Genomic DNA, 20,748 nt, shown 5'->3' with positions numbered 1-20,748 from the left:
TTGCTTATGGTTAATAGTTCCATAAGTTTATTGTATTATATTTGTTATGTTTTATCAAGTATTGTCGGAAATAAGGTAGCTGTTACGAACCTCCTTTAATCCATACTTTTTTCGCACAGGCCAGAGATTTCAAGGAAACGACTCTCCCCCCCTAAGTAAGAATAATTCCGATTTAATATTTATTATGATTATAAAAACCAATATATGTCAAGTTCTAAAAGGAAAATTAAGGAATTCTTTAAATTTTTTCCAGGCATACTTTCACCATCAGTTTATTATTTATTTAATATGCGTAAGGGTTCACAATGGGGTGACTCCAATTATAAGCGCCACCGTAGTCTCAGGACATCCCTGATTCGTGGTGCTTTTTTAATGCACCCTGATTCCAAAATTTACAAGGGGGTAAATTTTATGGGTAAAGGTAAACTTAAAAAAGTTTTCCCTGGCGGAAATACATGTCGTGGTTTTTTCTCTTACTATGATCATATCATTAAACCAGATGCCACTCGTATCCTGGTTATTAAAGGTGGACCCGGTGTGGGCAAATCTACTTTTATGCGCTATATTGGCGAACAAATGCTGGACCTGGGCTACGATGTTGAATACCACTGCTGTTCATCCGATAATGGATCACTGGACGGTGTTTGTATCCCGGCCATCGGGGTAGCTCTGCTGGATGGCACCGCCCCCCATGTGGTGGATCCCAAAAACCCGGGAGCAGTGGATGAAATTATTCACCTGGGCGACTTCTGGAACGAAGACAAAATGAGGGAAAACAAAGAAGCCATATTAAAATCCAATGCCCGGGTAGGCCGCTTGTTTAAAATCGCTTACAGTCAACTGGCCGAAGCCAGGGTCATTAAAGATGAGTTAGACAGTTACTATGCGGAAGCTATAAATATGGCCGGTGTTCACGGTATTATCCACAGTATTGCTGAGGACATACTTGAAGATGTGATGGAAGAAGGTAAACTTCAATTTGAAAAAGAGCCCAAGGATAGGCATCTTTTTGCCACAGCCTTTACACCCCAGGGCCAGGCACACTTTTTGGAAACTGTACTGGATGGGGTTAAGAAACTTTATTTTGTTACCGGCGAGGCCAGCGCCATCGGATCTCAAGTGGTGGGTACAGTTGCCAAAGCCATTCACATGCATGGTCTGGATACCGAAGTATATCACTGCGCCTTTGAACCGACGGCAGTGGATTTAGTGGTGATTCCTGCTTTGAAAATTGCCGTCATGAAAGACATTCCGGGCATCAACTTAAAAATTCAGGATATTCCGGGATTAAAGAAAGTAAAAATTAAGGACCTCAACCAGTATCTCGTTCCGGAAATACTGGCTGTTTACGACAAAGAAATCAAGTGCGCCGGTGAGCGGCTGAACGCTGCCCTCTGCCGGGCCGTCAGCTATATTGCCGCTGCCAAGGCCGAGCACGATGTGATGGAGCAATACTACATCCCGGCCATGGATTTTGAAGCCATCAATGCCAAGCGGGATGAGATTTTAGCCAGAATTTTAAAATACGCCGAAGCGTTAAAATAACAAATCTTAACCTCACCTTGGGTGAGGTTTTTTCAATGTCAAAAAAATTATTTTAGTGTCACATCTTATTAAATTCCATACTCCATATTGGATAGCGATTAAATCCTGAAGGAGTCCGGCAGAATATTTCTGGCCGGGCTTTTCCATTTGCCGGCGGAATTTGACTTCCCAAAAAGACCTTTGAGGCTGGTTCGCACTACCGTTAAGGCCCCGAAGCAGAAGAAAAAGATGGGATACCAGGGCACCCAGAAAAAGCTGGATAGAAGTTCAGGATCATACCGGTGGTTTACCAGCATCGCCATCAATTAATTTGCATGGAAAATTCTGTTTTGATAGTAATATCTGACAATTCTCAAAAATATATATTTGCGTTTTGTAACTATTTAAAAAAGTTCAAAAAAAATTATAATTATAAAGAGGATTTGACTGTCTGATGTCGAATGTTGTCAACCTAAATCTTTTTCAATTGGTAATGTGTTTTTTGTCACAATGCTGCTATATTGATAAGATATTATTATCAGCCATAATGGAGGTTATGAGGTTATTATGATACAGGTTAATAATTTTAAAGAGGTTGTTAATATTCGCAAGTCCTGCGGTGAGAAGGATGCCGCATCGTGCCAAAACAGCGCCTGCCCGTTACAGGCCAGAGGAACCCTTGGTATAACTGTCTGTGAACTGGTGACTTCCCACATCAATACCAAACCGGATTGTGTGGAAATTGTTTGCAATTGCCCTGTGGAAGATGATCCGTTGGGGATTAAAGATTTCTTTGAACACTGTGAAAAGGGCTATATCCGGCCCACTTCCCGGCAATTGGAGTTCATGAAGCGCCAGCAGGAAAAATGCCGGAACTGTCCCGCCAACACCAGGTATACCATGCACCATCCCAAATTAAACATAGAAATATCTCCCCATCTCTGCACCACCCTCAAGTCTACAGCACAGACCATAAGAAATGCCGCTAGGGGTAATTCATGCTGCTTGATCAGCCCGAGGCTGCCGAAAAAATTACCCAAGGCTCTTTCCATGGGTAAATAACCTTTTTAAAAAAACAACCTGAGGTTCAAGCTTTTGCCACCCCTCGGGTTTATTCATTTTTGTTAAAGGTTAGAGCAATGGACTCCGCGGGAAGTCTTTTCTCATTCTCCAGGTGGATACTTTCCAGGCCGATACTGTCCAGAATTTCATTAATTAGCTCCTTATTCATATGATCACTCCTTTTAAAAGCAACTACCTAATTAATGTATGCCGGGTTGGGAGAAAATATGAACAGTTTGCGTAGTAATGGTTCTCATTTTAAAATCATAACAATGTCAATTATTGTTCATCTTTTTGAAGTATACTAACCCAAAGGAAAATTAGGGGGTATACGTTGATGTCTTTAGCTACCCAAAATACCAATCGCTTAATAAACGAGAAATCACCTTACCTGCTGCAGCATGCTCACAATCCTGTGGACTGGTATCCCTGGGGCCAAGAAGCCTTTGACAAAGCCCGGCAAGAGGACAAACCGATCTTCCTCTCGGTGGGCTATTCCACCTGTCACTGGTGCCATGTAATGGAACGGGAAAGCTTTGAGTCGGAAGATGTGGCCGAGGTGTTAAACAAGCATTTTGTTCCCATCAAAGTGGACCGGGAAGAGCGGCCGGATGTGGACCAGATTTACATGAGTGTCTGCCAGGCCCTCACCGGTTCGGGCGGTTGGCCTTTGACCATCATGATGACGCCGGATCAGAGGCCCTTCTTTGCTGGAACCTATTTCCCAAAAAAGGCAAGCTACGGCAGGCCCGGTTTGATTGAGATCCTGGAACAAATCGCCCAGTTATGGAAATCGGAACGTCATCGTTTGCTGGAGGTGGGCGATCAACTGACCCGCCATTTGCAGCGGGAAGCCACTTCCTCCCCCGGTAAACTGCCGCCGGATATTCTGGACAAAGCCTACCGGTTGCTGGAAAGAAATTACGATACCACCTACGGCGGGTTTGGCGCCTCCCCTAAATTCCCGACACCCCACAACTTGATGTTTTTGCTGCGTTATTATCAAAAAACCAAGCAACAAAAGGCCCTGACCATGGTGGAGGAAACGCTGGACGCCATGCACCGGGGCGGCATTTATGATCACATCGGGTTTGGCTTTGCCCGTTACTCCGTTGACAGAAAGTGGCTGGTGCCCCACTTTGAGAAGATGCTGTATGACAATGCCCTGCTGGCCCTTGCCTTTCTGGAGACTTATCAGGTTACCGGCAACCCCCGGTTCGGGCGGGTGGCCAGGGAGATCTTTACCTATGTTTTGCGGGATATGACCTCCCCCGAAGGAGGTTTTTACTCGGCGGAGGACGCGGATTCCGAAGGGGTGGAGGGAAAGTTTTATGTCTGGCAACCCCAAGAAGTCATTGACATCCTCGGTCGGGTGGACGGGGAGTTGTTTTGTCGTTACTATGATATAACTCCCGGGGGTAATTTTGAGGGCAGCAGCATCCCCAACCTCATCGGGCAAAACCCCCTGCAATTTGCGGAGGAACTGGGTATTTCTCTGGAAGACCTGGTGGAGGGATTGGAAAAATGCAGGGTGCGGTTGTTTGAAGAACGTGAAAAGAGAATCCACCCTTACAAGGATGATAAAATCCTCACTTCCTGGAACGGCTTAATGATCGCGGCCCTGGCCCGGGGGGCCAGGGTATTCCGGAGCGAAAGATACCGTGAAGCCGCCGAAAGGGCGGCGGCATTTATCTTTCACAAGTTGCGCCGGCCAGACGGCCGCCTGCTGGCCCGTTACCGTGCAGGAGAAGCTGCCTACCCGGCCTATTTGGATGATTATGCCTTTCTGGTTTGGGGCCTGCTGGAGCTTTATGAGGCCACCTTTGACCCGGGTTATCTTGAAAAAGCCGCAGGTTTAACCGAGGATATGATTGAACTGTTCCTGGACCGGGAACATGGCGGCTTTTTCTTCTATGGCAAGGACAGTGAGCAACTGATAAGCCGTCCCAAGGAAATCTACGACGGGGCCATTCCCTCGGGCAATTCTGTGGCTGCCGTGAACCTGTTTCGGCTGGCCAGGTTGACCGGTAAGACCCGCTTTGAGGAACTGGCCCACCAACAACTGAAAAGCTTTGCTCGGGAATTGGAGCGGTACCCTGCCGGTTATTCTTTCTTTATGATGGCGGCCTACTTGTCCCAGGAGCCTCCCCTGGAGGTCGTCCTGTCCGGCAAACGGGAAGATCCGGACCTCCGGCAAATGATTCATACCGTTCAGCGGGCATTTCTGCCCAACGCGGTCATGATGGTCCGTTATGAGGGAACCGATGTGGACAAGTTGGCGGAATGGCTGCCCCTGACAAAGGATAAAATCCCGGTGGAGGGTAAGGCGACGGCCTATATTTGTAAAAATTTTGCCTGCCGAGAGCCTGTCACAGATTCAGGGCAACTGAAGGCTGCCCTTGCAAAATAAAGGCAGGGACAAACCGGGCAAGGGTAGAATTATTTCCGGTAATCAACTTACCGGAGGCGATAAAACATGTCCGAGCCGTTATTCAATCTCTATCAAGCCTTTAACAGCTTGACCCTTTGGCGAGGAATCACCAGGGATGCCGCCGTACAGTGTTTCCACAACATTGCCACGGCGGCAGCCCTTGAACCTAAAACACCGCTCTGCAACCTGTTGCCGGAGTACCACCGGTTGGCCGGGCTTCTTTTGGAGTCAGCCGCCAACCGGCATCTGCCCCCGGCAGGCAACCCGTGGCAAAACCACCTGTTCAATTTAATCTTGTTTGAGGATCATTTATTTGCCAGGCAATCCGCCGGCCAGCAGGAAATTTCACCCCTGCTGCAGGGCGCCTTTCTGCATGACCTGTGCAAACTGCAGGTTCTTTGCCAGCAAGGTTTAAGCGTCTTGGAAGAACTCTTTCATGATTCCCCCGGCGTCTTTAGACTGTCCGGGTATGCTGCCGGTTCCCCGGGCCAGGGCCGGCACCCGGTCTGTGGCCCGGTCCTGGAACTGAAGGAAAAATTGCTCCTCTCCCAGCACTGGCCGGACCTGCTGCCGGATTTTATGGACTTTTACCGCAGGGCGGGTTTTGGTGAATTTGCCCGCTACTGGGCCTTCCGCTGGGAAGCAACGCCTGCCGGTTATCAATTGGCAGGCCTTGAGGAACCGGACCCCATACGTTTGCACCAGTTGATCGGTTACGAGCGACAGAGAAAACAGGTGCTGGACAATACCGAACGATTGCTGAAGGGGCGGCCTGCCCATAACCTGCTGCTGTACGGGGACAGGGGGACCGGCAAGTCCTCCACCATCAAAGCCCTGCTGCATGAGTACGGCCCCCTGGGCCTGCGGTTGGTACAAGTGTCGAGGAAGAACCTGGGAGGGTTGCAAAAACTTACAGGTTTTTTAAGAAAAATCCCTCTCAAATTTGTTATTTTCATCGACGACCTGTCCTTTGAGGAAACCGAAACGGAATACAAAGAATTTAAAACACAGCTGGAGGGCAGTTTGGAACAGCAGCCGGCCAATGTTTGTATTTATGTAACCTCCAATCAAAGACACCTCATCAAAGAGTATTTTGGAGAACGGACCACCCGGGTGGCCGATGACGGCGAAGTTCATCCCGGGGACACCATGCAGGAAAAACTTTCGCTGGCGGACCGCTTTGGTCTGAAAATCACGTTCCTGGCGCCGGACAAGGAAGCTTTCTTAAATATTGTCCGGGAACTGGCGGCACAGGAAGGCATTCAGATTGATGCCGCTACTTTGGAAAGGCTGGCCCTGCAGTGGACCCTCCGGAACAGCGAGCGTTCCGGTCGAACCGCCCGTCAATTCATTGACCATATCAAAGACAGAGACGACTTTAACATTTTCTAGCATTGGACCAAAAAATCCCTTACCGGTAGGAAGGTAAGGGATTTTCCTTTATTTTAGTTCCTGGTGTTTTTCTTGTTCCATCATAACCTGGATCAAGGCATCCAATTCCTCATCGGTGATGCCCCTGGCCGCCTGTTCTTTGCTAACGCGGAGAAAGGGGGCCAATTCCCCGTTCATTAACTTCTGCCGGTCAAACACGTTGAGCCTTGAAAGGATGCGTTTGGGACCCACCACATCATCCCCCAGGAAGTAATACACGTTAATGCCGGTTGCCAGGGCAATGGCCTGGACAATGGCAAGGTGGGAGGCTTTCTTGGGGTTGAATTGCTTTAGTCCCTCAATATCTGAAACCTCCAGCATGGTCTTGCGGGCCAATTCTTCCAGCGTCATTTTTCTTAACTCAATCATTTCCTGCACTTTCGGTAAAATATTCTTTGCCAAAGTCCATCCTCCTGATACACATCCATTAAACGTATTAAAGAGTGTCTTTTATTATGCGCCATCATTACCTCCTGCCCGGGAAGCATCTTCTCCACCGGGCTGTACCTAAATTTTAGCTTGTATTGCTGTCCGATTCAATAACAATTGATCAAACAACCATAGAGGTTGCACAAAAAACGTGCAACCTTTAACAACGCGTTACACTTTAAAATTGGTAACCAGACCCTGGAACTCATCACCCATCTTAGCTAAATCCTGCGCAGCGGTGGCAATCTGCTGAACATTGGCGCTGACCTGCTGGGTTGCGGCGGCCAGGTTTTGGGCGCTCAGGCTGTTTTGCTCAGCTCCCCGGGCAATTTCCCCGATAATGGTAACGCTGCGCTGAACATGCTCCAGAATTTCCTTCAATGACCGGCCGGCAGAATGAACCACCCGAGTTCCCTGATGCACTTCCTGCACGCCCAGATTCATATCCTGGACCGCCTGTGCGGTCTCCTGTTGAATTTGCTGAATAATGGCGCTGATCTCTTTGGCTGCCTGAGAGGACTGTTCGGCCAGCTTCCGTACTTCTTCAGCCACCACGGCAAAGCCCCTGCCCTGCTCCCCGGCCCTGGCAGCCTCAATGGCTGCATTCAAGGCCAGCAAATTGGTCTGGTCTGCAATGCCGGTAATAACATCGGTAATCTTGCCGATATCCCGGGACCTTTCTCCCAACCGGGCCACCTGTTCGGAGCTTTTGTCCACCCTTGCCACGATGGAATTTATTTTTTCCACTGCCTGCCCTACCGCCAGGTTGCCCCGCTCCGCCACCCGTTGAACTTCCAGGGAAACTTCAACGGCGCTGTTGGCCCCCGCTGCCTCCTGATCGGCAGCCCTGGCCAGTTCAGTGGTTGTACCGGTAATTTCCTCCACCGAGGCGCTTACTTGCTGGGTGGCCGCCGACAGTTCCTGGCTGTGAGCTGCCAAGCTGTTGCTTTTCTCCACCACCTGTCTGGCCATATGGTGCAGGTTCTCTACCATCTTGTTGAAGGCCCTGGCCAGGTGAGCCAGTTCGTCGTTCCCTTTTACTTCCACTCTTTTTGTAAGATCGCCACCGGCCACCACTGCCGTTTCCTGAACCAAACGATTGATGGGCCTGGTAATGGCCCGGGAAGTAAGGATGCTGAACAGGATGCCGAGCAGCACCGCCACCACGCCAAAGGACATGGCGACCTTTTTCGCCTCCAGACCGGCCTGCAGGGAATTGTTTTCTGCCGTCTTGCTTTCCTGCTTTTTATAATCTACGTAGGCATTAACGGCTTCCTTCAATTGCCTGGCCAACGGGTTGAACTGCTCTGTTTTAACCTTTAAGGCTTCATCAATTTGGCCCTGCTCCACCAGTGGAACAATTTGAGAATGGAAAACCTGTTCCATTTGTTTATTTAAATCCCGCACTCTGGTAATTCTGTCCAGGTTGACCTTTTGCCGGGTGATCTTGATCAGCGCCTCTTCATGCTGCAGCGCTTCTTTTATTTTCTGCTCCACTTTTTCTTTGTCATCCTGAGCCCCTGTCAAAAAGTACTCTTTAATAAGAGAAGATTGTTCCTCTACATAGTGGGAAATGGCAATTCCTTCCATAGTACGAACGTTGTGTTTCTGTAAGCCGTCAATCTCCATGACGATTTGATGTACTTTGTAAGTCATGACCCCGGCCAGGAGACCCGCTATGGCCAGGATCACGCAGTAGCCCAGCACAATCCGGGTTGTGAGCTTTAGCCTCATGTTCCTCCCCCTCTCCGAAAAACATTAACAGGAAAACGCTATGACAAAAATATACACCGGCTCGGAAAATTTTTGCAACTAAAATATGAGGACTATCTGAGAAAGATTATTTTTCTTTAATTAATACCGGAGAAAAGTTAATATAGTCGGCGCTGACCAGATGAAATTTGATGCCCCAGGCTTCATCCGGCAGCCGGTAATTCCTGGCCCGGTCGTGCAGGTGGCCGTAAACCACCCTGCTGACTTTAAATTCGCAAAAAAGATCAATAAAACCGGAGCGTTCATGATTTTCATTGGTGGGCATAAAGTGCATCATCACGATGATTTCACCAGGGTTGCCCTTAATGCTGCGCAGTGAGTTTTCCAAACGAATTAATTCTCTTTTATAGATTTTTTCATCCTGCTCGGTGAACTGGTGGCTGTTGGGGCAAGTCCAACCTCTGGCGCCGCAGATGGCGGTGTCGCCCACCATGGCATGGTCGTTTTGAATCAGCTTGACGTTGCCGGGAACAAAGGCACGGGTTTTGGAAATACCCTGCCACCAGTAGTCGTGGTTGCCCGGCACAGCATAAATGGTGCCCGGCAGCAGTCCTAAAAAATCCACATCATGCCGGGCTTCCTCCAGCCTGGTGGCCCAGGAGATATCACCGGGCAGCAGAACAATATCATCCGGTTGCACCAGGGCCCACCAGTTCTCATAAATTTTCTGGTAGTGCCTGTGCCACTCGGGATTAAAGATATCCATGGGTTTATGAAGTTCCACCTGCTCCCAGTTGCTCGGGTCGGCTGGTTTGGTAAAGGAAAGGTGCAAATCACTGATACCGAAAAATCTCACATTTAACGACTTCCTTTCCAAAACATCGGGCTGGCTCTGTCCTTGTTCACAGTTCGCAACACCAATATTTGGTATCTAGGCTTATCTTATCCCGCTGGTTTAAGGGTTGTCAACCTCGTTAGAGGGGAATTTGAAATTTCTCCATAAACCAGTCGTCATTGTACTTTCGCCGTTGGAAATACTGCTGCCGCTGTTGCAAAACGTCGCTTTCAAAGAGGATTCCGGATACCAGTTGGCCAAAGTTTTTCAGGTGGGAAAACATGTTCATAACCTTTCCCACCCGCCGGGGGGGTAAAATGACTCAGGGCCACTCGCAGGGCGTTGTAGGCATACTCCTCCATGGTAATGGCATAGGGCTGACTTTCTCTAAAATAATGTTTGATGACAACGCCGGGGTCCACCAGTACCCGATAACCAAACAACCAGAGTTTAAGAGAAAATTCGGCATCCTCAAAGCCGTAAATGCGAAAGCCCCGCTCAAATCCCTCCACATTATTAAAGACATCCCGTTTCACAGCCACACATCCCCCGGGGGCAAAGGGCACTTCTGCCATCCCCACGGGGCAGGGCAGCCACCGGGCTTCCATGGCTTCATTCCAGGTCAAGCCGTAACCAATGGCATGAACCTGGTTCATATTGGCGATTCCCGGCGATACCGCACCGATTCCTTCTTCCCCAAGGTCTTCGGCCAAAAGATCCAGCCAATCTTCCTCCACCGTAATGTGGGCATCACAAAAAACCAGCACCTCGCCTGAGGAATGCCGGGCCCCTAGATTTCTGGCATTGGCTGCACCAATCCCGGTGGTGTTGATAAGTTTCACCCGGGAATAAATTTTCTGCCTGGTCTGGAGAAAAGTACAACAGCCATCGGTGGAACCATCATTGACCACCGTAATATCATAAGGAACCCGGCCGGGTGTATCCAGGATGGATTCTATGGTTTGTTTGATGAACCGTCCTTCATTTTTGCAAGGAATTACAATGGAAACTTGCGGCATGGCGTCTCCCCTTCCTGTTTTCCATTTCTATATCTTATGAAACCAGGGATCAGAAATTGTCCATTCAATGAAAAAAGTACCTGCCCCAAAGGACAGGCACTTAATGCTTAACGCTACTTTTGCACTTTTAACATGCGAACCACGGACATGGCGGCAAAGCCGCGGGTAACTTTCTCATGGGGAGCATAAAATCCTTTATTGTCGCTCTGCAGCCCCAGTCCTAGGCTCAGGGCTGCATACCCCTTCATGTCCTGGGGAATCAGGTTGGCATCTTTGGTCTTTAAGGTATAAATACCGGCAATCCTGGCGGCACCGTCATAATCCAGGGTGTTAATCATGAGCCTGGCCATTTCCAGACGGGTCAGCTCTTTATCCAAATCCTTTGTTTCGTCGGCTGCAATGATACCCAGGCTGAGGGCGGCATTGATCAACCTTTTTCTCTGTTCCGCTTGTTCTTTGCCGTCCTGCAGCATCCGGTATGGTGGCTCCATGTACCAACCGCGGCTGGCCACCAGCATCTCCAGGACCTCCAGCTTGGTGATGTTCCGGTCGGGATAAAATTTGCCGTCGACGCTCTTAACAATATTGGCCCTAGCCAGTTGTTTAATATCATTTTCTGCCGGGTGCCCGGCGATATCGGTAAACGTGTCGGTCTTCCTAGGTGGGATGGGTTCCCCGTTCCAATTAAGATACTTTCCTGTTTGGGCATCGATCATGTAGGACGGGCGGTCCTTTAAGCGATAGACCAGACTCACCCGGGAATCGTTTTTCTCCCGGTAAATTCTTATATAGTCCAGGGCCAAACCTCCGTCTGCCAGGAAGGCGCTGACGGCCTTTTCTTTATCCAGCAAAGCCGCCGGCTTGGGGAAATTCAAATTCCACCAGGCCATCCGGTAGCCGGTGACCTCCCCGGTATAGGCATTGACTTCTACATCAAAACCGTTGTTGCCAAAGGGAATGTTGTTTACCAACCTAACATAGGAGAAACGATAGATTCCCGGTATTCCTTTTGCGCTATAGTTATCACCCCAACTGTGATCCGGTTTGATTTCAGCAAAACGCCGGGATTGCTGTTTCTTGATAAAATCCTCAGCTGCCTTTTGGGCTTGTTCCTTCGTAAAACGGGGCTGTTTACCGGCTGATTCCTCATAGCCCTTCTGCCATTTGTTAAAGCTGACCAGCTCACCTGTTACAGCGTCAACAGAAGCGCTGATGCTTTGATAAGAGGACTCCTTTTCACTACTCCAGTAAAAATTCCATTGCTTTTGTTCCGGGTATTGATAATCGTAGCTTAAACGACTTTCGCTCTGTTTCAGGTCGGAGGGTATATGAATGACCTTTTTCACCTGCTCCAGGGCCTTTTCAGCGCTGAGCAGGTTTTTCAGCTTATCCACCTCTGCCTGCTCCGCCGGCGTCAGATCCTGTTTCACGGGCTTTTCCATGGCCATATCGCCGCCCATGCCGCCACGTTCATAATAGTAATATTCGTGGTCATCAATGACTTTACCGGTTAAGGCGTCAATCAGCAGCCCAGCACCCATTTTCACCCGGTACACCAGCTTGACCGGCGTTGCCTTGGGACCAGGGGGGCGGAAATAAACCAGTTCCACATTTTCTCCAAAAACCTTTTCAGCTTGGGCGGCAGAAATTTTACCGGCGGCGGAAGGGAAATTCAGCTTGTTGTCCCAGTTCAAGTTAATACCCATCAGTTCCCCGGTGTCACCGTTTACCCGGACATAAATGTTATGTTCCGGAAAGGTAACGCCATTGACAACCCTGGCAAAGTTGTAATAATACTCCGCAGGTCCCCTGTCGCCGTAACCGAAAAATTGTTGCTCCTGGTTGGGAACCAGCCGGGTCTGGCTAAAGTAGTTGGGCATTATTTTTTGGGCCCATTCCCGGGCCAGTTTACCGGCCTCTTCGTAGGAGTATTTCGGCAGCCCGCTGTACCGCTGGCCCGGGGGCATATCCTGCCAGCGGTCCATGCCGATGATTTCACCGGTTATAGCGTCAATGCGGACGGAGATATTTCCCCTGGGCTCGGTCTCCCGGTTCCAGTTCAGGTGCCACTCGGCCCTGCCATCATAGGAATTAAAGCCGCTTTTAAAGCCTTCATAGTCACTGCCGATGGCAAACACCTCTTTGGCCTTTTCAATGGCCTTGTCCAGGGGAAATTTAGCCTTGGATAGGTCCCCGTCAATTTCCGTGGGTGGTTTCGGTATAACAGAAGTTTTCACAATCTCAGCAAAGACCGGCTGGTTAAATACCAGGCCGGTGGCCAGGCAGCCCGCCACAAGGGCGCTGACAATTTTTTTACCCAAAGGAACTCACTCCTTAGTATCATTTTACCAGTATAGACGTTTCACCCTGAACTTTGTTACAGGGATCTGGGAATGATTTGCACCGGTGGAAAATGATACGTGAAAAAACGGCCCCGGCTTGGCCGGGGCTTTACAGTAGGGATAATGGAGGAGTGTATAGGAGTGTATATATAAAAATCAAATATTAATATTAAATGGCTTCATCACCCTGTTCCCCGGTCCTGATGCGAATGACATTGCTAACCGGGTACACAAATATTTTGCCGTCTCCGATTTCTCCGCTGCGGGCTGCATCACTGATGGCTTTAACACAAGCATCGACCCACTGGTCCCTGATAATAACCTCCACCTTTACCTTGGGTAACAGGTTTATGCTGTACTCCGCTCCCCGGTACACCTCGGTGCGCCCTTTTTGGTGCCCGCAGCCGATAACCTGGGAGACGGTCATCCCATGAATGCCCAGTTTATTCAGGGCGTCTTTGACTTCTTCCAGTTTACCGGGACGGATGATGGCTTCTATCTTGGTCATTGGGATTCCCTCCTTATTGGATACTGCTTTGCATTCTTAAACTGTTTTGACTACAGAGCTGCTGGCGCTCGAGGAAACCTTAACTTCTCTTGTCAGGGAACCGCCAAAGGTGTCCGCATAGGCATAGGCATTTTCACCGTGTACGCTTACATCAAGGCCGATCACCTCATCATCCACAGACACTCGCAGGCTGGTAAAGAGGCTGATGACTTTGAGAATAATGAAGGTGGCCAGGCCAGCAAAAAGAATGGTGGCGCCTACACCGATCAGTTGTGTGACAAGCTGGGCGGCGTTGCCGTAGAACAGGCCGTCGGCGCCCGCTTCGTTGACCGCTTTGCTGGCAAATAAGCCGGTGGCGATGGCGCCCCAGGTACCGCCTACACCGTGAATACCAAAGGCATCCAGTGAATCGTCATAACCCAGTTTGGATTTTACCACTGCAACGGCAAAGTAGCACAGGGGACCAACCACCAGACCAATGAGAATGGCAGGCATGGGAGCCACAAAACCGGCAGCCGGGGTGATGGCCACCAGACCGGCCACTGCACCGGAAACACAACCCAGTACGGTGGGTTTGCCGTGGTGGGCCCATTCCGCCAGCACCCAGGAGAGACCGCCCGCTGCAGCGGCAATGTGGGTTACCGCAAAGGCGCTGGCAGCCAGACCGTTGGCAGCCAAGGCGCTGCCGGCATTAAAACCGAACCAACCGAACCAGAGCAGCGTCGCGCCAAGAACCGTCATGGGAAGATTGTGAGGAACCATGGGTTCACTGCCGTAACCCTTCCTCTTGCCGATCACCAGGGCGGCTACCAATCCGGCCACACCGGAGCTGATGTGCACCACGGTGCCGCCGGCAAAGTCCAGGGCGCCCAACTGCATCAACCAACCGCCGCCCCAAACCCAGTGACACAGGGGGGAGTAAACAACGGATGCCCACAGGACGATAAAGGCCAGGAAAGCCGGGAAGCGCATTCTTTCAGCAATGGAACCGGAAATAATGGCAACGGTAATGAGAGCAAACATAAGCTGGAAAGCCATAAAGATAAAGTGGGGGATGGTGCCGCTGCCGGGCTCCTGCCCAACTCCCTTGAGCCCAAGATAATCCAGCCCGCCGATAATACTGTTGATGTCGGGCCCGAAGGCTAGGGTATAACCGTATAAAGCCCAAAGGATACTGACCACACAGATCACGATAAAACTCAGCATGATGGTACTGAGGACGTTTTTCTTCCTGACCATGCCGCCATAAAACAAGGCCAGGCCAGGGGTCATAATCATAACCATCGCCGTGCAGATAATGATAAAGGTGGTGTCACCGGTATCAATGGCAGGGGCATCGCCGGCCCAGGCGATACCGGGCAGTAATAATAAGGCCAGTAAAGAAATAAGGACTGTTTTTATCCTGCTCGTCATGGCTAAACCCTCCTGTTTAAATTTTTTATGAGAAGCCTTTCTGTGGGTACCCTGCTGCAGAAAGACTTCCGGTAAATAGTAAAAGCGCATATTCAAGGGGTTTCAGATATCCCTTAAATCAAGCGCCTTTGCTAATAACACCGCTTTGTGTTTGAAAGGCAAAAAGCGCCTTATGAAATAAGGTGGACCAACCTCATTCCAGAAGGCGCCTTTGCCCCAAAAATGTTATCCTAATGTTAAAAATAATAAGGCTCAACAACCGTTCGTCCGGTCATTGAGCCCTCATTGGCTTTATGCTTGGGGTACGCCTTTGTTCCCCTGCTGCTATTGTTATTATATTCCCTTCACTGTCTTTTGACAACGCCCCGGGGCAAGGAATTCTGTATACTTTGGTTAGACCTCCATTTCGTAGGCAGTAATAATGGCCTCCGCCACCGACTTCATGGTGGTCCTTTTTTTCATGGCCGTTTGCTGGATGGCTTTAAAAGCCTGCTCTTCGCTAAAACCCTTTTGCTTCATAAGAATCCCCTTGGCCCGCTCTACAATCTTTCTGGCTTTCAATGTCTCCTGCAGTTTATTCAACTGCTGCTGCAGCTGGGTATATCTTTTGTAGGAGGAGACGGCCGCCTCCACTGCCGCATAGACCTGATCCTCCAGGTAGGGGCGCATCAGGAAGGCGGAGGTCACCTCCCTAGCCCGCTCCACCAGCGCCTTGTTGCCCTGGGAAACCATCAGCACCGCCGGGGCGAGGTTTTCTTCCGTTAAGATTTTGGCCACCTGCATGCCGTCCAACACAGGCAGACGGTCGTCCAACAGCACCACTTCCGGCGAGGTGGTACGAACAGCCTTGAGAGCGTTCATACCGTTGCCGGCTTCCCCCACCACCCGGTAGCCAATGCGCGGCAGCATTTGCCTCAACTGCTCCAGTTCATTTTTGTCTCCGCTGGCCATCACAATCCGTCTCTGCATAATCCCTCTCCCGGCTACCCTGTATAAACCCGTGGGACCCTGCTTCCCACCCAGCAGACAACTTCATAGTTAATGGTACCCAACCAGGCAGCCACTTCTTCTACCGGTAATTTATTATTCTTATCCTGTCCGAAGATTATAACCGGGTCATTCACCTGAACCCCTGGAATATGACCCACGTCCACCATACACTGGTCCATGCAAACCCTGCCCACCACCGGCGCCCTCTGCCCCCGGACGAGCACCTGGCCCCGGGAGGAAAGCAGACGGGGATAACCGTCTGCATAACCAAGGGGCAGGGAAGCAATCACCGTTGGTCCCGGTACCGTATAGGTACAGCCGTAGCTGATCTTGGTTCCGGGCTCCACCTTTTTTACATGAGCAATTCTGGCCTTTAAGGTCATGGCCGGCTGTAAGTGAACCCTGGATTTATTTACTTGCTCCGAGGGATATAAACCATACATCATAATGCCGGGCCGAACCAGGTCCAGGTAGGATTCCGGAAAATCAATAATGGCGGCGCTGTTGGCACAATGCCGCAGGGGGAATGAAATCCCCCGGTGCTCCAGGTTGTTCAAAAGGGATAAAAACCGGTCAAACTGCCACCGGGTATAGCTCTTGTCCCTTTCGTCCGCCGCTGCAAAATGGGTGTAGATCCCTTCCGCCCTGAGCCCCGGCAGTTGGCAGATCCTTTTGATTGCCGCCGCTCCCTCTTCCCCGGCCGGAAAACCCAGTCTCCCCATGCCGGTATCTACCTTCAGGTGGACCGTTGCCCGGACGCCCTTGTTTTCAGCTGCCCTGGCAATTTGTTCGGCCATATCAAACCTGTAAACGGTTAATATGATTTGGTTTTCCAGGGCGCTTGCCAGCTGGTCCGGGCAAACATAGCCAAAAATTAAAACCGGCGCCTCAATGCCGGCCCTGCGAAGTTCCAGCGCTTCCGACAAACGGGCCACAGCCAGTCGCGTAGCCCCCGCTTCCAGGGCGGCCTTAGCCACCTGCACAGCGCCGTGTCCGTAACCGTTGGCCTTCACCACAGCCATAATTTCCCTGCGGGGCCCCACCAGCTTCCTTACTTCATGAATGTTATGACGGATGGCCCCCAGATTTATCTCTGCCCAAATGGGTTCAGTCATGTATCTACACCTGCCAGTAAAACATAAATCTGCCTCTATTGTAGCATAAACGCAAAAAAAATGCTTGGCCTGCGCCAAGCAAAGGATTATTTATGATCAGAAAGAATCGATTACTTCGGAAAGGGGCGTGTACTCCAGGTTCAGAGCTTCAGCCACAGCCTTGAAGGTGCACTTGCCGTCCACCACATTGACACCTTTGGCCAGGGCACAATTGTCTTGCACCGCCCTTAACCAGCCCTTGTTGGCCAGTTGCAGGGCGTAGGGCAGGGTTACGTTGGTCAGGGCAAAGGTGGATGTGCGGGCCACTGCGCCGGGCATGTTGGCTACGGAATAGTGGATAACACCGTATTTTTCATAGGTTGGTTCACTGTGGGTGGTCACCCGGTCGATGGTTTCAATGGAACCGCCCTGGTCGATGGCCACGTCTACAATGACAGACCCGGGCTTCATGGTTTTTACCATCGCTTCGGTAACCAGGCGGGGGGCCTTGGCGCCGGGAATCAGCACAGCGCCCACCAGCAAGTCGGCTTTTTTAACAGCTTCGGCAATATTGTAACTGTTGGACATCACGGTATGGATGCGTCCGCCGAACAGGTCATCCAGGTAACGCAAGCGGTCAACATTGACATCCAGGATGGTGACATTGGCTCCCAGGCCCATGGCCATCTTGGCAGCGTTGGTACCGACAATGCCGCCGCCTATGATGACCACTTCAGCGGCCGGAACACCGGGGACACCGCCCAGCAGGACACCTGCGCCGCCGTAGGTCTTTTCCAAATAACGGGCGCCAATTTGGATAGCCATGCGGCCGGCCACTTCGGACATGGGTGTTAACAGAGGCAGGGACCCGTTGTCCAATTGAATGGTCTCATAAGCGATGCCTACCACTTTCTTCTTCAGCAACGCCCTTGTCAATTCCGGTTCCGGCGCCAGGTGCAGGTAAGTAAAGAGCACTTGTCCTTCTTTGAATAAATCATACTCCGGCGGCAGGGGTTCCTTTACTTTCATGATCATATCGGCCCTGGCAAAGACCTCTCTGGCGGTATCCACAATTTGGGCGCCGGCTTCCAAATAAGCTTCATCGGTGATGCCGCTGCCCAGCCCGGCATTGTGTTCAATAATCACTTGATGGCCATTGTTCACCATGGCATGTACCCCTGCGGGGGTAATGGCAACACGATTCTCGTTATTTTTTATTTCCTTTGGTACTCCGATTAACACAGAAGTCGCCTCCTTGGGAGATGAATTACCAAAACAAAAAAGCAAAACTCATGCCAAATGATATTTCCGCGCCGGAACTCAAAAAAATAGATCCTTTTCTGTCAAATTTATCAATCTGGAAATTATTATTTCCAGATTCCCCTTCTTAACCGACAAATTGGCAAGATATATTTCCATATACGGAAATATATCTTGCCAATAAAATTAATTTTAAGTTTACCTGGCCTCAATAAAAAATTAATACATGAGGAGTAATATAAAAATGGTTTTTCCGGCCAACAAAAACTTCATATTCTCCTTATATTTTTTCAAACTCCTGCCGCCGACCGGGCAGGATATTTTTTGTCTCCACACTCACCAGCGGGGCCAGAAAACAGCCATTGCCGCTATAAAACCGTGGCAATTATTTAGGCCGACTCATTGACGTCCTTGAGGATGGTGCGGTTTGTTTTCACAGGTTCAATTCTTTCATTCCCCATGAGCAGACTTACGAAAACTCCCAATACCATGATGCCCGCAGCCACCAGGAAAACCACATGAAGCGAGTCTGAAAGGGCAACTTTCAGAGGCGGCAGCAAAATTTGCTGCCATTGTACAGGTATTTTATTAAGAGTTTCCGGGCTTAAAAGAGCATTAAATAAGCCCTGGGGATCAGACTGCGCCTTGGCCAGCATATTGCCAAAAGGCCCCGCTTGCATTGCCGGAATTTGTTGAACTATAGGGAAGAAATCCCTCTCTAATATTTTTACTGACTGGTGGTTCATGACCACTCCCAGAACGGTCATGCCGAGGGTTCCACCAATGCTGCGGAAAAACTGTGTTGCGGAGGTGGCCACCCCTCGTTGCTCGGGAGGGAATGCTTGCTGTACCGCTATGGTCAAGGTCGGCATGACAAAACCCATCCCGATGCCAAGGACGACAATATTGGCAATTGCACCCAGCTGGGTGGTATGCACAGTCATGGCGCTTAACCGGTAAAAACCCACTGTCATGATACCGGTACCCGCCACAAACAAGGTGCGAAAACCGGCTTTAGATATTAACTGCCCCCCAAGCATACTGGTAATCATCATGGCAAACATCATGGGAATCATAGTATTGCCGGATTGCGTGGCACTGACTCCCACCACCCCTTGCAGGAACAACGGCAAGAACATGATGGCGCCGAACATTCCTAAACCTAATAAAAATCCTACAATATTCGTTATGGCAAAAACCCTGTTCCTGAACAGGTCTAAACTTAGAATGGGTTCTTCTGCCTTTCTTTCGATAAACACAAAGGCCAGCAGAAAGATAAAAGCCAGGCCTAGCAATCCAAGAATCTGCCAGGAGCCCCAGGGGTAGTCCTTCCCTCCTAAACTCAGGCCCAGCAGAAGGGATACAACCCCTATCACAAGTGTTATAGCGCCCCAATAGTCGATAACCACCTTGTCTTTCAATCGTTTTTCACCCTGCAGACCTGAGAAAATCGCTACTGCAGCAACCATACCAACAGGCAGATTGATGTAAAATACCCAGCGCCAGGTGGCATAGTCAACAAACCAGCCGCCAATGGTGGGACCGATAATAGAAGACAAACCAAACACGGCGCCCATAACTCCCTGCCATTTACCACGTTTCTCAGGCGGGAAAATATCTCCCACAATTGTCATGGCCATGGGCATCATAATGCCGCCGCCCAATCCCTGCAAACCACGATAAATAATTAACTCGGTCATGTTTTGACTGGTGCCGCATAAAGCGGAACCTGACATAAAAACCAAAATCCCCGCTACATACAATATCCGGCGGCCGTATAAATCGGCAAGTTTGCCGGCGATGGGAACCACTGTTGTTGAACTCAACATGTAGGCCGTTGTGACCCAGGCCAAAATATCCAAACCGCCCAGTTCGCCGATGATTCTGGGCATAGCGGTACCAACAATTGTTTGGTCCAGGGAGGAAAAAAACATTCCCAGCAGCAGTCCTGCAATCAGGAGATTGCGTCTGGAACCTGTATTCATCATCAACATCACCTTTCTAAAGATGTTTCAGCAAGACACTTTGAATAATTAAAAATGCCCATGATCAGGAAAAGACACACGGGCACATATATAGCTAATTCCTTTTGGCATCTTCAGTTTCCAGGATCTTAGCCAGTTTTTCGTATATATTGAGCAGTTGTTCCAGTTCCTCACGTTCCAGGTAACCAAGGTAACGGGTTATGATATCGAGACGCTTTTTTTGAGCTTTAGCGAATACCTCTTTTCCCTTCTCAGTAATGTACACCACCACAACACGCCGGTCCTCTTCATTTCTTTCCCGCAAAATAAACCCGCTCTTATACATTCGATCTAGAATGGCGGTTATGGCGCTGGGTTGTACCCCCATTATTTCTGCTATTTCGGTCACGGTGCGCGGGTTATTTTTTAGGAGCCCTAAAACAAAAAACTGAGGTTGCGTCAAACCTTCTTCAAGACTAGATAACTTGGGCCCCAATTTTTTCATGGTTTTGGTAAAAGCCGCTTCCAATCGTTTGACGTAGCCGATCAGATATTCTTTATCAGCCATTGTTCGAGATCCCCCTGATAACTTGATATTATTTAATCTATTTAATATTTCATGTATTTAAATATACATGATAAAAAATAACATGTCAAATAGATGCTATTACCTTTTCATGCCCCGGTAAAAGCCACAGATGGCGACTTCAAAAAAATAACCACCTCTTCCGGC

General features: G+C 49.7%; 16 protein-coding genes. 4 read left to right on the top strand and 12 right to left on the bottom strand.

From position 1 onward, the window contains the following. Positions 1 to 411 precede the first annotated feature (411 nt). The 4 genes from BUB67_RS10230 to BUB67_RS10210 all read left to right on the top strand — a co-directional run bounded on the left by BUB67_RS10230 (position 412) and on the right by BUB67_RS10210 (position 6,409). Entirely contained in the window at positions 412 to 1,545 is a 1,134-nt protein-coding gene (locus tag BUB67_RS10230) for a PRK06851 family protein (RefSeq protein ID WP_073239328.1), read from the top strand. Positions 1,546 to 2,091: 546 nt separating this feature from the next. Further along, complete coding sequence (locus BUB67_RS10220; RefSeq protein WP_073239326.1) at positions 2,092 to 2,586, top strand: hypothetical protein; 495 nt, start codon at positions 2,092 to 2,094, stop codon at positions 2,584 to 2,586. A gap of 337 nt (positions 2,587 to 2,923) precedes the next feature. After that, entirely contained in the window at positions 2,924 to 4,996 is a 2,073-nt protein-coding gene (locus BUB67_RS10215) for a thioredoxin domain-containing protein (protein WP_073239325.1), read from the top strand. Between the two features lie 66 nt (positions 4,997 to 5,062). Next, positions 5,063 to 6,409, top strand: a complete 1,347-nt coding sequence (locus BUB67_RS10210; protein WP_073239324.1) for an ATP-binding protein — start codon at positions 5,063 to 5,065, stop codon at positions 6,407 to 6,409. Between the two features lie 48 nt (positions 6,410 to 6,457). On the opposite strand, the gene BUB67_RS10205 is transcribed toward BUB67_RS10210, so the two are convergent. The 12 genes from BUB67_RS10205 to BUB67_RS10150 all read right to left on the bottom strand — a co-directional run bounded on the left by BUB67_RS10205 (position 6,458) and on the right by BUB67_RS10150 (position 20,583). Continuing rightward, complete coding sequence (locus BUB67_RS10205; RefSeq protein ID WP_073239323.1) at positions 6,458 to 6,850, bottom strand: transcriptional regulator; 393 nt, start codon at positions 6,848 to 6,850, stop codon at positions 6,458 to 6,460. Between the two features lie 198 nt (positions 6,851 to 7,048). After that, complete coding sequence (locus tag BUB67_RS10200) at positions 7,049 to 8,611, bottom strand: methyl-accepting chemotaxis protein (protein WP_073239322.1); 1,563 nt, start codon at positions 8,609 to 8,611, stop codon at positions 7,049 to 7,051. Positions 8,612 to 8,717: 106 nt separating this feature from the next. Then, the gene (locus BUB67_RS10195) at positions 8,718 to 9,446 is read right to left on the bottom strand and encodes a metallophosphoesterase (RefSeq protein WP_073239321.1); all 729 of its coding nucleotides are present in this window, start codon (positions 9,444 to 9,446) and stop codon (positions 8,718 to 8,720) included. A 209-nt stretch (positions 9,447 to 9,655) separates the two neighbouring features. After that, positions 9,656 to 10,444 carry a glycosyltransferase family 2 protein gene (locus BUB67_RS10190; RefSeq protein WP_238457018.1) on the bottom strand — a complete coding sequence of 263 codons (789 nt, stop codon included), beginning with the start codon at positions 10,442 to 10,444 and terminating at the stop codon, positions 9,656 to 9,658. 113 nt (positions 10,445 to 10,557) lie between these two features. Further along, positions 10,558 to 12,765 carry a YcdB/YcdC domain-containing protein gene (locus tag BUB67_RS10185; RefSeq protein ID WP_073239320.1) on the bottom strand — a complete coding sequence of 736 codons (2,208 nt, stop codon included), beginning with the start codon at positions 12,763 to 12,765 and terminating at the stop codon, positions 10,558 to 10,560. Positions 12,766 to 12,955: 190 nt separating this feature from the next. Further along, positions 12,956 to 13,294: a P-II family nitrogen regulator gene (locus BUB67_RS10180; RefSeq protein WP_073239319.1), complete on the bottom strand. Its 339-nt coding sequence runs from the start codon at positions 13,292 to 13,294 to the stop codon at positions 12,956 to 12,958. A gap of 36 nt (positions 13,295 to 13,330) precedes the next feature. Beyond that, the gene (locus BUB67_RS10175) at positions 13,331 to 14,707 is read right to left on the bottom strand and encodes an ammonium transporter (RefSeq protein WP_073239335.1); all 1,377 of its coding nucleotides are present in this window, start codon (positions 14,705 to 14,707) and stop codon (positions 13,331 to 13,333) included. Positions 14,708 to 15,100: 393 nt separating this feature from the next. After that, positions 15,101 to 15,676, bottom strand: coding sequence for an ANTAR domain-containing response regulator (locus BUB67_RS10170; protein WP_073239318.1), 576 nt, complete (start codon positions 15,674 to 15,676; stop codon positions 15,101 to 15,103). A gap of 14 nt (positions 15,677 to 15,690) precedes the next feature. Beyond that, positions 15,691 to 16,812 (bottom strand): alanine racemase, encoded by a 1,122-nt coding sequence (alr, locus tag BUB67_RS10165; protein ID WP_073239317.1) that lies wholly within the window; start codon positions 16,810 to 16,812, stop codon positions 15,691 to 15,693. 96 nt (positions 16,813 to 16,908) lie between these two features. Then, positions 16,909 to 18,033, bottom strand: coding sequence for an alanine dehydrogenase (gene ald / locus BUB67_RS10160; RefSeq protein ID WP_073239316.1), 1,125 nt, complete (start codon positions 18,031 to 18,033; stop codon positions 16,909 to 16,911). 407 nt (positions 18,034 to 18,440) lie between these two features. Further along, a complete protein-coding gene (locus BUB67_RS10155) occupies positions 18,441 to 20,036 on the bottom strand; it encodes an MDR family MFS transporter (RefSeq protein ID WP_073239315.1) in 1,596 nt (531 codons plus the stop codon). Positions 20,037 to 20,130: 94 nt separating this feature from the next. Beyond that, complete coding sequence (locus tag BUB67_RS10150; RefSeq protein ID WP_073239314.1) at positions 20,131 to 20,583, bottom strand: MarR family transcriptional regulator; 453 nt, start codon at positions 20,581 to 20,583, stop codon at positions 20,131 to 20,133. Between the last annotated feature and the right edge of the window lie 165 nt (positions 20,584 to 20,748).

It is taken from the genome of Desulforamulus putei DSM 12395, from assembly GCF_900129195.1.
In the GTDB taxonomy this organism is placed as follows: Bacteria; Bacillota; Desulfotomaculia; order Desulfotomaculales; family Desulfotomaculaceae; genus Desulfotomaculum; species Desulfotomaculum putei.
Note: the sequence above shows the minus strand (reverse complement) of the source record. Positions and strands in the feature narration are given on the sequence as shown.